The 13,617-nt window shown below is 59.6% G+C and carries 12 protein-coding genes; 7 read left to right on the top strand and 5 right to left on the bottom strand.

Annotated features, from left to right (window positions below):
• Nucleotides 1–48: 48 nt before the first annotated feature.
• Nucleotides 49–2,091: a methionine--tRNA ligase gene (metG, locus tag GM79_RS12355; protein ID WP_035564259.1), complete on the bottom strand. Its 2,043-nt coding sequence runs from the start codon at nt 2,089–2,091 to the stop codon at nt 49–51.
• Nucleotides 2,092–2,335: 244 nt separating this feature from the next.
• Between metG and GM79_RS12360 the strand changes: the two genes are divergently transcribed.
• Nucleotides 2,336–3,070 (top strand): hypothetical protein, encoded by a 735-nt coding sequence (locus GM79_RS12360; RefSeq protein ID WP_035564260.1) that lies wholly within the window; start codon nt 2,336–2,338, stop codon nt 3,068–3,070.
• Between the two features lie 96 nt (nt 3,071–3,166).
• Here GM79_RS12360 and GM79_RS12365 read toward each other — a convergent pair whose 3' ends face one another.
• The 3 genes from GM79_RS12365 to msrB all read right to left on the bottom strand — a co-directional run bounded on the left by GM79_RS12365 (nt 3,167) and on the right by msrB (nt 5,112).
• Complete coding sequence (locus tag GM79_RS12365; protein ID WP_035564262.1) at nt 3,167–3,535, bottom strand: hypothetical protein; 369 nt, start codon at nt 3,533–3,535, stop codon at nt 3,167–3,169.
• Nucleotides 3,536–3,610: 75 nt separating this feature from the next.
• Complete coding sequence (locus GM79_RS12370; protein ID WP_035564264.1) at nt 3,611–4,402, bottom strand: DUF3050 domain-containing protein; 792 nt, start codon at nt 4,400–4,402, stop codon at nt 3,611–3,613.
• A 158-nt stretch (nt 4,403–4,560) separates the two neighbouring features.
• On the bottom strand, nt 4,561–5,112 hold the full coding sequence (msrB, locus tag GM79_RS12375) for a peptide-methionine (R)-S-oxide reductase MsrB (protein WP_035564266.1): 552 nt from the start codon (nt 5,110–5,112) through the stop codon (nt 4,561–4,563).
• Between the two features lie 240 nt (nt 5,113–5,352).
• Here msrB and typA point away from each other — a divergent pair, with 240 nt between their 5' ends.
• The 4 genes from typA (at nt 5,353) to GM79_RS12400 (ending at nt 10,368) form a co-directional block, all read left to right on the top strand.
• Nucleotides 5,353–7,164, top strand: a complete 1,812-nt coding sequence (typA, locus tag GM79_RS12380) for a translational GTPase TypA (protein ID WP_035564268.1) — start codon at nt 5,353–5,355, stop codon at nt 7,162–7,164.
• 107 nt (nt 7,165–7,271) lie between these two features.
• Entirely contained in the window at nt 7,272–7,787 is a 516-nt protein-coding gene (locus tag GM79_RS23080) for a hypothetical protein (RefSeq protein ID WP_051718838.1), read from the top strand.
• 108 nt (nt 7,788–7,895) lie between these two features.
• A complete protein-coding gene (locus GM79_RS12390) occupies nt 7,896–9,287 on the top strand; it encodes a hypothetical protein (protein ID WP_035564270.1) in 1,392 nt (463 codons plus the stop codon).
• A 547-nt stretch (nt 9,288–9,834) separates the two neighbouring features.
• Nucleotides 9,835–10,368, top strand: a complete 534-nt coding sequence (locus GM79_RS12400) for a hypothetical protein (protein WP_152559977.1) — start codon at nt 9,835–9,837, stop codon at nt 10,366–10,368.
• 5 nt (nt 10,369–10,373) lie between these two features.
• Here the strand turns inward: GM79_RS12400 and GM79_RS12405 are convergent, their stop codons facing one another.
• On the bottom strand, nt 10,374–11,195 hold the full coding sequence (locus GM79_RS12405; RefSeq protein WP_035564277.1) for a TrmH family RNA methyltransferase: 822 nt from the start codon (nt 11,193–11,195) through the stop codon (nt 10,374–10,376).
• A gap of 82 nt (nt 11,196–11,277) precedes the next feature.
• On the opposite strand from GM79_RS12405, the gene GM79_RS23085 reads away from it, so the two are divergent.
• Entirely contained in the window at nt 11,278–12,768 is a 1,491-nt protein-coding gene (locus tag GM79_RS23085) for a sensor histidine kinase (protein ID WP_051718839.1), read from the top strand.
• Between the two features lie 138 nt (nt 12,769–12,906).
• Nucleotides 12,907–13,317, top strand: coding sequence for a response regulator (locus GM79_RS12415; protein ID WP_035564279.1), 411 nt, complete (start codon nt 12,907–12,909; stop codon nt 13,315–13,317).
• Nucleotides 13,318–13,617 lie beyond the last annotated feature (300 nt).

Genomic DNA, 13,617 nt, shown 5'->3' on the forward strand with positions numbered 1-13,617 from the left:
TGCCCGTGCTCATCAGCATGACGTATACTGTGACTTTTTTAGAATCCCCTACACGACGCCGCTGCCGTTGCGCACGGCCTTGCTGGGCTGCATGAGGGCGAGGCTGCCATCGGCGTTTTCGGCCATCAGGAGCATGCCTTGGCTTTGGATGCCTTTGATTTCGCGTGGCGCCAGGTTGAGCAGCACTTGCACCTGTTGCCCAATCAGGGCTTCGGGGTTGAAATGCTCGGCGATACCGCTCACAATGGTGCGCTGCTCCAGGCCGAGGTCCATGGTGAGTTTGAGGAGCTTTTTGGTTTTGGCTACTTTTTCGGCGGCGACGATGGTGCCCACGCGCAAATCCATTTGCCCGAATTCATCGAACGATACATCGGCTTTGGCGGGCGCGACGGGCGTATTGGCTAGCTGGTTTTCCTTTTTTGTATCGAGCAGTTTTTGCACCTGAGCTTCCACAGTGGCGTCTTCAATTTTACCAAATAGCAGCGCAGCTTCGCGCAGCTGGTGCCCAGCTGGTAGTGCATCGGCACGGCCGGCACTGGCCCAGTTACCCAAGTCAATGTTGAGCATGGTGGCCAGCTTCTGAGCCGATTCGGGCAGGAACGGCTCTAGCAGCGGCGCCAGCGCGGCGGCTATTTGCAACGCCACGTGCAGCACAGTGCCGGTGCGCGCCACGTCGGTTTTAATGAGGTGCCAAGGCTGGGTTTCGGCCAGGTATTTATTGCCCAGACGCGCCAGGTTCAACACTTCGGCCAGCGCATCGCGGAACCGATAGTTTTCTATTAACTCACCGATTTTAGCGGGGAATACCGCGAGCTGCGCAAAAGCATCCTCATCGATGGCCGTTAATTCGCCGAGGGCGGGCACTTTGCCTTCGAAAAATTTGTGCGTGAGCACGGCCGCGCGGTTCACAAAATTACCCAGCGTCGCCACCAACTCGTTATTGTTGCGCGCCTGAAAATCTTTCCAGGTAAAATCATTGTCTTTGTTTTCGGGCGCATTGGCGCACAGCACATAGCGCAGCACATCGGCCTGACCGGGGAAGTCCTGCAAATATTCGTGCAGCCACACGGCCCAATTGCGCGAGGTGCTGATTTTATCGCCCTCGAGGTTCAGGAATTCATTGGCGGGCACGTTGTCCGGCAGAATAAATTCGCCGTGTGCTTTCAGCATCACGGGGAAAATAATGCAGTGGAAAACGATGTTGTCCTTGCCGATGAAATGCACGAGTTTGGAGCCCTCGTCTTTCCAATACAATTCCCATTCCTCCGGAAAGGCTTCTTTGGTGGCCGAGATGTAGCCAATAGGCGCATCAAACCACACGTAGAGCACTTTGCCTTCGGCGCCGGGCACCGGTACGGGCACGCCCCAATCGAGGTCGCGCGTGACGGCGCGCGGGTGCAGTCCTTGGTCAATCCAGGATTTGCACTGGCCGTACACGTTGGTTTTCCAGTCGTTTTTGTGGCCTTCTATTATCCATTCGCGCAGCCAGGGCTCGTATTGGTCGAGCGGCAGAAACCAGTGCTTGGTGTCGCGCAAAATGGGGTGCGCTCCGCTCAGCATGCTGCGCGGACTAATTAATTCGGTGGGACTGAGCGAGGTGCCGCACCGCTCGCACTGGTCGCCGTAGGCATTTTCGTTGCCGCAATTGGGGCAGGTACCCACAATGTAGCGGTCGGCCAGAAACTGCTGGGCCTGCTCGTCGAAATATTGCTGCGTAGTTTGTTCAATGAACTGTCCCGCGTTGTTCAACTTGGTGAAAAACGCACTGGAAACCTCCGCGTGCGTGGCCGAGGAAGTGCGCGAATACACATCGAACGACACATTGAAATCCTGAAACGAGTCGCGAATCAGCGCATGGTATTTATCAACGACCTGCTGCGGGGTGACGCCTTCTTTCTGAGCCCGGATGGTAATGGGAACGCCGTGTTCGTCGGAGCCGCAGATAAATTTTACATCGCGCCCAGCGGAGCGCAGGTAGCGGACGTAAATATCCGCAGGCAAGTATACCCCGGCTAAATGCCCGATGTGAACCGGACCATTGGCATAAGGCAAAGCAGCGGTAACTGTGTAACGTTTAGGAAGAAGCGACATGAAAAATCAAGAAATAAAACAGAAAACCACTTTCTGTTTTTCGAAACAATTAAGAAAATATTACGCTGTAATTTGCCCGAAGCGCAAGAGAAAAACAGAATAAAAAGCGAATGGGTATCAACAAAAAAACGAAGCGAACCGTTTGACACTTAATTCATTTTATATTTGAGCCTAATGAATTAATATTTCTCTTTGAAACAGGAGTAGTACTTCACCTCAAACCCTTCACTAACCATTTTTTCTAATGAAAAAACCTGCTTCTCCGAAAAAGACGGAAAAACGCGCAAAAGCTACGCCCGAAGAAAAGTCGGTTCGTAAATCAGCGAAAAAAGCTGGCCGGGCCGCCACTCTCCTGAACGACGACCGCGCCGATAACAAGGCCTCGCAGAAGAAAACGCTTAAAACGGCTGCTAAGCAACTGCAAAAGGAGCTTAACAAGCGCATGAACGAAGTGGTGACTCGCATTCGCAAAGAAACGAAAGCCAAGCTGAAAGAAGTAGTAAAAGAAGCCACCCGCCGCCTCGATGGCGACACGGAGCGCATGTTTGAGCAAGCCTTGCACACCATCGTGCGCCATTACGACTCCGTAGCGGGCGGCACCGGTACCGATGTTACCGAGCCGGCCCCCGAGGCCGCGGCCAGCCCGGCAGCTCGTAGCACCAGAAAAGGACAAACCCTGAACAAGGACGGCACCCCCCGTAAAGCCCGCGCCACCGCCTCTACCGATGAGGATGCCACGGCTGACGCCCCCAAAACCCGTGGCCGCAAGCCCACCACTACGGCCAAGGCAGCCGGTGCCCGTCGCGGCCCTAAAGCCGCTGCCGATGCGGCCCCCGCAACGCGCCGTGGCCCCAAGCCTGGCACGCCCGCTACCGGCGCCCGCCGTGGTCCCAAGCCCCGCGCCGTGGCTGCCTCAGAACCCGCTACCGACGCGGTAGACTCGGCCGATAGCGCCAATACCGGCGAAGTAGGCGCGTAGTTTTTTTGCCGCTCCCGCTAACAGCAAAAAGCCCGCCCCATTAATTTGGGGCGGGCTTTTTGCTGCTATTGCAGGCAGCCGGCTGGCCGGTTTCCACTAAGGGCGCGGTGGCGGCGGGGGCAACGTATTCACGGGCGCGTCATAGTTCAGCCGCTGAATGCGCGTGGCCGGAGCAGTGTTGTTGGGGTCGTTGGAATTGACGTTTTCAATGCGCTTTTGGCGGTTGATGTCGGCCGCCTGCTCGCCGAGACGCACCCGGTTGGGCGTGGCATCGGGAACGGCGGAATTGGCGCCCGTGCCGTTGCTGTTGTAGATAGCCCGACGGTCGGCGTCGGTCCGGACTTCGGTGGGCACAGCGGAGGGCGTGGCCCGTTCGGCGGTTTGTTCGGTGGCCGTGCAACTGGCCAGCAGCCCCAGCGCCAGGACGAAACCCAGCTGCCTGCGGCAAGTAAAAGCAATGTTCATGGCCTGTTATGGAAAAAGGCCGCCCACAATGGCGGCCTTCTTCAAACGGCAGACAGGGGCTTGCGGTTGGCGGAATTACGCCACTGAGTGATGGACTTTGCCCGTGGGAATACCATTCCACAGCGCCACGCGGGATTCGAGGCATTGAATGGTTGTTTGCTTGCATTCCGCCCACGCATCGGGGTTGTGGACGCACAGCTCGCGCACCATTTGCTGGGCCAGGGGGGCGTGCACTTCTTCGTCGAGCTGAATGTGCCGGTCGAGGTAGTACGTAAACGTGTCGAGCTGGCCCGGAAACCGGTCGCGCAGGTCGCCCACCAGCTGGCGAAACATGGCCGGAATCAAATCTTCGCGGCCAAAGGTGAACGCAGCCGCTACGAGGTGCGGCTGGCCGCTCCGGATGATGCCAAAGGTGGTTTCAACGAATTGCCGCACAGAATCCGGCACTTGCGCTGCATCCAGGGCCTGCGTCACGCTGCTGCCGGCCTGCACGGCGGCCACCAGCCGACGGATGGGGCCGGTGTCGGCGCCGCACTCTTCCATGGCCCGCACGTAGAGCTCAAAGTGGCTGGTGGGCTGCCCTTGGGGGTCCACGTCAGACTCTTCTTCCAGCACGATTTCATTGATGAGGCGCCGCGTGGCCGCATTAGCCGTAGGTACCCACGGCACTTGCACGCACGTGAGTTCGCGCTGCAACGCCTTGAGCAGCGACATAAAATCCCAGACGGCAAACACGTGGTGCTCCATAAACGTCCGCAGGTCGGAGATGGTGTGAAGCCGGTGGTAAAGGTCGTTGTTAAGTAAAAGTTGGCGGGTTTCGGCTACTTCCTGCTGCAGGTAGTCGATGGGGTCGAGCGTAACTTCCATGAATGACTTTTTTTTAATGTATTACTGGTTTAACAGTTGAACTGCTAATTCGGCCTTGACGCAAGTAGCCAAAATCAGCACCCTACCAACGAAAATGCCCCCCGACGTGGATTGTCGGGGGGCACTAACAAATCGTGTTTTGAAAAAGCGCGCGGCTTTTATTTTTTCTTCTCAAATACCAGTGCGTTGCCGTCCATGCAGTAGCGCTGTCCGGTGGGTTTGGGGCCGTCGTTGAACACGTGGCCGAGGTGGCCGCCACACTTGGCGCACACAATTTCGTCGCGGCTCATGCCGAAGGTATCGTCCGATGCTACTTTTAGGCTGGTGGCCGTGGCGGGCGCGAAAAAGCTGGGCCAGCCGGTGCCGGATTCAAACTTAGTGTCGGAAAAGAACAGCAGGTTGCCATCGGCGGCGCAGTAATAGCTGCCCTCAGCGTGGTTATCGTGGTATTTACCGGTGAAAGGGCGCTCGGTGCCTTGCTCGCGGAGGATGTAATACTGGTCGGGCGTAAGCGCCTTTTTCCATTCAGCCTCCGTTTTCTGCACCGGAAACTCATTGGGCTTGCCGGTCACCGGTTTGGGCTGAAAATAGGTTTTGTCCGATACGGTGCGGGCGGGCGGGGCAGTGTTCGCAGCCACATCACGCTTCTGCGAGCAGGCCGAGTTGAAGGTGAGTGCCGATATTGCTAAAAATAAAAGGGGGAAACGCATGGTCAAGGGATGGGGTGAGGTTCAAGGGTTCAACATACGAGGGAGCACCAGGGTTCGGTCGGCCAGGCAGACGAAAAAGGGGCGGGAACCTTACGCCTGGGCTAAATGATTTAGGGCGACACGCTTGGCCGCCCAACGGGCCACGCGGCCCCGGCTTCGGCGGGGCCCTGGGCAAGCGTTTAGTAAGCCAAGGCTTTACGCCATTTTATCCGTACCTTTGCACCCGCAAAAACAACCCATATGGCCAACAATATTCGTAACATTGCCATCATCGCTCACGTTGACCACGGCAAGACTACTCTGGTGGATAAGATTATCCACGCATCCAAGATTTTCGACGCGCACCAGCACTTCGACGACCTGATTCTCGACGACAACCCCTTGGAGCGCGAGCGTGGCATTACCATCGTTTCCAAAAACGTATCGGTACGCTACAACGGCACCAAAATCAACATCATCGACACCCCTGGTCACGCCGACTTCGGTGGTGAGGTAGAGCGCGTGTTGAAGCTGGCCGACGGCGTGCTGCTGCTCGTGGATGCCTTTGAAGGTGCCATGCCGCAGACCCGCTTCGTGCTGGGCAAAGCCATTGCCCTGGGCCTGAAGCCCATTGTGGTGGTGAACAAAGTGGACAAGGAAAACTGCCGCCCCGACGAGGTGCACGAGCAGGTTTTCGACCTTATGTTTAACCTCGGCGCCTCGGAAGACCAGCTTGATTTCGTGACCTTGTACGGTTCCTCGAAGCAGGGCTGGATGAGCACCGACTGGAAAGTAAAAACCGACAACCTGATTCCGTTGCTCGACGCGGTTATCTCGTCGATTCCCCCCGCGCCGACCCTGGACGGCACGCCCCAGATGCAGATTACCTCGCTCGACTACTCGTCGTTCGTGGGCCGTATCGCCATTGGCCGCGTGCACCGCGGCACGCTGAAAGAAGGCTCGAACATGAGCCTGATGAAGGCCGACGGCAGCGTCAAGAAAGTAAAAATTCGCGAGCTGCACGTCTTTGAAGGCCTCGGCCGCAACAAGGTTTCGGAAGTGAGCAGCGGCGAAATCTGCGCCGTTTCGGGCATCGAAGGCTTCGACATTGGCGACACCCTCGCCGACAACGACAACCCCGAGCAGCTGGAGCGCATCAGCATCGACGAGCCGACGATGAACATGCTGTTCACCATCAACAACTCGCCGTTCTTCGGTAAGGAGGGCAAGTTTGTGACCTCGCGTCACCTGCGTGACCGTCTGTTTAAAGAAACTGAGAAGAATCTAGCCCTGCGCGTGGAGGCCACCGACAAAGAGGATACCTTCCTCGTGTTCGGCCGCGGTATTCTGCACTTGTCGGTACTCATCGAAACGATGCGTCGCGAAGGCTACGAGCTGCAGGTGGGCCAGCCCCAGGTGTTGTTCAAGGAAGACGATAACGGCAAGCGCACCGAGCCCATCGAGCTACTCGTGGTGGACGTGCCCGAGGAATCGGCCGGCAAAGTAATCGAGCTGGTGAGCATGCGCAAAGGCGAAATGACCATCATGGAGCCCAAGGGCGACTTGCAGCATCTGGAGTTCACGATTCCGTCGCGCGGCCTGATTGGCCTGCGTAACAACGTGCTGACTGCCACCGGCGGTGAGGCCATCATGAACCACCGTTTCATGGACTATGAGGAGCACAAAGGTCCGATTCCGGGTCGGATTGCTGGTTCGCTGATTTCGCTGGAAACCGGCGCCGGCACCGCTTACACCATCGACAAGCTGCAGGACCGGGGCTCGTTCTTCGTGGACCCGGGCGAGGAAGTGTACGGCGGCCAGGTTATCGGCGAGCACACCCGCCCCAACGACCTGACGGTGAACATCCAGAAAGGCAAGAAGCTGACCAACATGCGTGCTTCGGGCACCGACGACAACGCCAAAATCACCCCCAAGCGCCAGTTTTCGCTGGAAGAAGCCATGGAATACATCCAAAAGGATGAATACCTGGAGGTGACGCCAAAGTCGATTCGGATGCGCAAGATTCTTCTCGACGAGAACGAGCGGCTTCGCTACGCCAAGCAGGCTGACTAAATCGTTGATTTTCACGGATTAGCCGTGATTACACTGATTATTTTTTGGAAGAGGGCGCGGCTTTGGTCGCGCCCTTTTTCTTTGGTTGAACGCTACTTTTATTTTCTATGAGCCAAGAGAATCTGAGCCGCTTTGTGCAGCTTTTCACCCTGAATGATGCGGAGGCCACCCAGCGCGTGAGCGAGCGGCTGGCGCTGGCGTTGCAAATGCCAGCGGCGTACCAGGAGCACTATGCCGAAGAACTGGCCGAGCGCGGCATAGAAGCAGCGCTACCCGAGCAGGAGCTGCGCGACCTGGCGCTCATCGATGCGCTGATGAGCGAGGATTTGCTGTGGGAAAATGATTGGAAGGAAACCGCTACCGAAATAGCGGAAGGCCTGAACGAGATACTTGCGACGCAGAAACGCGGCTTTGTGCTGCCGACCGGCACGTTGGCGGGCGGCCAGCGCCAGGGCCCGGAGGCGCTGGACTTGCTGCAGGACACCCTGGAAACGAAAGGTCTGGCCCTGGTGCTTTTCACGCTGGACAGCGACTCGTACCCCCTGAGCGTGGTGGCGGAAGACCAGGTGGAGCACACCCGGCGTCTGGCCATAGAGTTGGGCTTTGAGCTGGTGGTTTATTAACAGCTTGACGTGCTGCTGGAAGGATTGGCAGGGCGATTACGGCAGCAATACCTTGCTGGTACCCGCCGGCTGATTTTCGTTGATTCACCTGGTTGTCCAACCAATTTTATGCGGTTTTTACTGCTCTTCGCATCGGCCGCAGCTTTCGTAGTTGCGGGGTATCTGGGCGTGCTTTACGGCTTCACTGCGTATGAGACGGTGCGGGCTGAGCTGATAGTTGCTACCGCGCAGATTAGGCCGGCCACCCTGCCCTACACGCTCCCAGGGCTGGCGCACACGGCGGCGCGCTATGCCACCTTGCGGGGCGTTATTGGCCTTGCGTTGGGGGGCTCAATTATGGCGCTGATTGCGCTGGCACGCGGGGGCGGACGGCAGGAAACACGCCGCCTGGCCCGGGACGCCGGCCGGGCCTTTCGGGCCGTGGACAGGGGTTGGCGGAGGCTGGCGCGGGCAGAGCAGTGCACGGCCGGACTGGTGCTGCTGCTCGTGGTGGGCACGCGGTATTGGTTTTTACGGCACACGTCCTTCGACCCCGACGAGATGGTGAGCCTCGACTACTTCGCGCGGCACGGCGCCCGGCTAACAGCAGGCTTTTATCAGCTTCCCAACAACCACGTGCTGTATAATGTGCTGGGAGCCGTGCTGCTGCGGCTGGCCCCGGCAACCGCCGACCCGGAACTGCTGGTGCGGCTTCCCTCGTTCGTGTTCGGCATCATCGGCACGGGGCTGGTGTATGCGGTTCTGGCTCGCCTCACTTCGTTCCGGGCGGCTACGTTTTCGGTCTGCTGTCTTCAGTTGGTGCCGCTAAGCATAGACTACACCATTGCGGCGCGGGGCTACGGTTTGCAGGCAGCCTGCGTGTACGCGCTTTTTCTGGCGGTGGCGGTGCTGCTGCGCGGCCCGGCCTACCACCGGCTGGCCTGGGCAATAGCGGTTACGAGTAGCTTGCTGGGTTTTTACCTGATTCCTACCTTCATCTACCCGTTCTTGAGCCTAGGGGCCGGGTTGGTGGGTGGGGCGTGGTGGCAGCGACGCCGCCGCGCCCTGGTGCCCCTGGCACTGGTAGCCGGGGCCACGGTTCTGGTTCTGACGGGCCTGCTGTACTTGCCCATCGGCTTGCTTTCGGGGTGGCATACGTTGCTGGCAAATCCATACGTGACGCAACTCAGTGCCCACGAATTCTGGAATCTGCTCGGGCCCTACTACCTCTGGGGCATGGCCGGAGAGTTGTTTGGGCAGCAGCGGGTTACTATCCCTCTGCTGCTGTTGCTGCTGAGCGGCGGTATGCTGGCCATCCGGTACTGGGCGCCACGGCGCTACTGGCCGGTGGCGGCGCTGGCCTGGGTGGGGCTGGTGGGTCCGCTGCCGCTGCTGATGGCCCAACGGGTGTTTGCGCCGTCCCGGACGTTGCACTACGCTGTGTTTTTCGGGTTGGTGTTAGCCACCTTTCTCTTTGAGGCGGTGGTGCGGCGCTTCCGCCTGCCGGCCCGCGTGGCGTAGCTAGTGGCAGGTATTGTTGTGGCCGGCTATGCGGGCTTCCGGATTCCCCGCCAAGTTCAGAGTCTGGAGATAAACCTTGGGCAACGAGCCCAGGCCGAACGGGCCCACCGTTGGTTGCAGCGGCAGCATCCTCGCCGGGTATTCACCAATGCCCAGATTTACCACGCCTATCTGCAGCACCTGGGATTAGGGTTGCGACATCCACCCCTACCCGTGCACCTGGCGGGCGACGGCCCCGAAAGCGGCACGTACGATTACCTCATGCTGAAACGTGGGAGCGCCCTGCCTGTTTGGGCTATCCGGCAGCCGTATCGGCTCGCGTACCAGCACGCCGATTTGCTAATTTATCGTTTGGCAGCCGAACCCCCGGCCGAACCTGCGCACCCAAATAAGACGGGCGCTCTGCGGTAGCAAAGCTGTTAGGCTTGGCCGCTCGCCATGCCGGGCGAAGCCCCCTGGCAAGGGCTTGCTATGAGTGGCTGCTTCATCCTTTATTTACAGTCCGAAAATCGGGCTGCATTCTATCCCCTCAGCGAAAGCACTGTCCTTGGCCAACTCTACTGTTTTTATTGCGCTCACGGGCCTGTGTTTGGCGGGCGCGCCGGCAGCGCGCGGACAGGACGCCGCGGCAGCCATGATGGCGCAGCCGGCCACGAGCGACTACCGGCTGTCGGAGCGGGGTTTTGAGGATGCTTACGGGTTCAACGATACGGCTCGCGCGGTCATTCAGCTGTACTATGCAAGGTGGAAAACCGGCCTCACTATCATGAAGTACGCCGGGTACCCGGTGCCGGTAGCCACCGCGCTGGGCCGGCACTACGAGCCCAACCCGCGCACCTACGGGGCCTCTCCCAACTACAGCAAGTATTATTACGACTCGTGGGTGGCGCCAGTGGTATTCAGTCTGCTGGGCGTCTCCACGTTTGGCTTCATCAAAGCCACCATCTACAACCGCCGGCAGCTGTACACGGTTATCCGGCAGTACCGCGCTACCCGGCGGCTGCCGGCAAGCGTACCCGCCGCCGCCCTGCGCCCCTACCTGAAGGTGCTGCTGGGCGAGATGGCGCCCGCGGCGCGCTAAGCTGGTTACCCGCGCTGGCGCACCGCTTCGAAAGCCAGTACGGCCCCGGCCACGCTCACATTGAGCGAGTCGATGCGACCCATCATGGGGATGATGATGGTGTCGTCGCAAGCAGCGAGGGCAGCGGGCGTGAGGCCGTCGGCTTCGGTGCCGAGCACGAGGGCTGTGGGCGGGCGGAAGTCGCAGTCGAGGTAGGAATGCGCCGTGGGCGTGAGGGCAGCGGCGTAGCTGCGAATGCCTTTGGCGCGCAGGAAGGCCGTAATTTCGGCCATTGGCGCGGCGATAACGGGCACCGAGAACACGCAGCCGATGCTGGAGCGGATGGTATTGGGATTGTAGAGGTCGGTGCGCGCGTCACCGATGAGCACGGCATCGACCGGAGCGGCGTCGGCGGTGCGGAGGATGGCACCGAGGTTGCCGGGCTTCTCCACGGCTTCGAGCACGAGGAGCAGCGGGTTGGCGGGCAGACGCAGGTCGGCCAGAGTGCGGGTTGGCGTTTTGAGCACGGCCAGCAGGCCATCGGAGCCTTCGCGGTACGCCACTTTCTCGAAAACGGGGCGGGTCACTTCGAACCACTCGGGCGCGTCTATTTTGCCAGAAAACAGACTTTGTAACCCAGCAATACCGGTTTCGCCGGCCAGCTCGGGGCAGGAGTAGATGGTGGCGACCGGCACGCCGGCCTCCACGGCAATGGTGAGCTCACGCAGGCCTTCCACCAGCGTGAGGCCGAGGGCGCGGCGTTCGGCGGACTTCTGCTGCAACTTCAGCAGCTGCTTGATGCGCGGGTTTTGGGGGCTACTGAGGCGGTCGGCGGGAACAAAAGGCATGGCGGCGAAGATACGGGCGCCAGGCCCGCGGCCAACCCAGACGTGGACCCGCGCCGCAGCCCGCGCACTACCTTCGCGCCCAATGAAATCGAAGATTGACTCTAAAATTCTTGGCGGGCTGGTATTGGCTGTGGGCATTCTGCTGCTCACGGCGGGGGCTTCGTTCTGGAGCATTCGTGGGCTGCGCGTGCAAACCAAACAGGTAGAGCACACCTACCAGGTAATGCAGGAAGTAGTGAATGTGACGGCGGTGCTCAAGGACGCGCAAGCGGGCGTGCGCGGCTACCTCCTCACCGGCGACACGGCGTACCTGCAGCCCTACAGCATGGCCACCGGCCAACTGCCGGCCAGTCTGCGCCGCCTCGATGAACTTACCGCCGACAATTCCATTCAACGGCAACGCCTTGATTCGCTGCGCTACCTGGTTGAGCAGGAGTTTCGCATTCTCCGCCCATTGACCCAGATAAATAGCTCCGTCAGCCGGTCGGCCATGCAAACCCTGCTCGATACCGACCGCCAAACCCTGCGCCAGGTCCGGATGCTCTACAGCCGCATCCAGACGCGGGAAATGGCGTTGCTGGCCCAGCGCAGTGCTTCCCAGGAAATATTTGAGAAGGCCACGCCCATTGTTGTGCTGGTTTCGGCCGTGCTGGGGGTGCTGATTGTGGTGTGGCTGGTGATAAAAATAGTGCAGGAGCTGGCAGACAACCGCCGCCTGCAGGACGAGTTGGCCACCGTGAACGCGGAAGTCAGCCGGCGCATTGCCCAAATCCGGCAGCTGGCCGAACAGGTGGTGCAGGGCGACTACACCGTAAAAATCAGTGATTCGGCGGCCGACAACCTCGGCGGCCTGGCCACTTCCCTCAACCGCATGACCCAAACCCTGGACGCCACCTTCAGCGCCCTGGAAAAGCGCAACCAGGAGCTGGACCAGTTTGCCTACGTAGCCTCGCACGACCTCAAGGCGCCCCTGCGCGGCGTCACCACCATCGTGAAATGGATTGAGGAAGAGCTGGCGGCTGAGCTCTCACCCCAGCTGCGCACCTACATGAGCCAGATGAAAGGCCGCCTGCACCGCCTCGAAGACCTGATAAACGGCTTGCTGGCCTATGCGCGGGTGGGCCGCACGGCCCAAACCGCCACCTCGGTCGACGTGGCCCAGCTGCTGGGCGAAGTAGCCGAGCTGGTGGTCCCACCCGATTTTACGCTGCGCGTAGGCCCCGACATGCCCACCCTGGTGACGGACCGCCTGGGCCTGCAGCAAGTGTTTACCAACCTGCTCAGCAATGCCGTGAAGTACCACCAGCGCGGCGGCGGTCAGCTGGAAATCACGGCCCGCGACGCCGGCCAGTTTTACGAGTTTCGGGTGCAGGACGATGGCCCCGGCATCGCCTCAGAGTATCATCAGAAGATTTTTCTGCTGTTCCAGACCCTGCGCGACCGCCACACCGCCGAGAGCACTGGCATCGGTCTGAGCATCGTGCAAAAAATAATTAATGAGCATCAGGGCCGTATCCGGGTAGAATCCAGCCCCGGCCAGGGAGCCGGCTTTATCTTTACCTGGCCGAAATGAGCCCCTTTTTAATAATGATTAATGATTAGGGTTAGCAGTACTTGATAAACGGTTGGTGGTAAGGCCTCACCCGCTCACCATCAACTACTCGCCACTCCCCACTAATCAGCAGTCACCAACCGCTAATCACTACCCCATATGCGTTCTGTATTACTAGTCGAAGACGATATTTTTGATACGATGACTGCGGAGAAATCCTTCCTCAAATTCAACGTAGCCCACCAGCTCCATACCGCTTTCAACGGCGAAGAAGCGCTGGACCTGCTGCTGGGTCGCAACGGCGTGGAGCCCCTGCGGCCGCTGCCGGAAGTCATTTTGCTGGACCTGAACATGCCCCGCATGAACGGCATCGAATTCCTGACCGAGCTGCGCGCCAACATCGATTTGCACCACATTCCGGTCTTCATCACCACTACCTCCAGCATGGACGTGGACCGGCTGGAGGCCGAAAAGCTGGGCGTGAGCGGCTACATTCTCAAGCCCCTCGATTTTGAAACCAGCCCCGACCTGGCCGACAGCCTGAGCCTGCTGGAAAAGCTACTGAACTAGCGCCCTGCTCAGCGGCCAAATCGGGCAAAATGCCAATGGAATTTACCCCTCCGGTCTTGCGTTCGCGTTTCGGCATCGGTACTTCGCACGCTTTTTGACGCAGAAGTCAGCTATTTGCCGCACCTTGGCGCTTTGTTCATTTCCGTAGTCCTTCCTATGAGAACTTTCGTGCTTTTACCAGTGCTGGCGGCCGCGCTGCTGAGCGGATTTGGGGCGCGGGCCCAGGACGAGCCTCCCCGCCAGCTGGGCGCGCCTCCGGCCATGCCCCCGCCCGCGCCGCGCCGCGCCGCGCCCGCACCA

This window comes from Hymenobacter sp. IS2118 (genome assembly GCF_000715495.1).
GTDB lineage: Bacteria > Bacteroidota > Bacteroidia > Cytophagales > Hymenobacteraceae > Hymenobacter.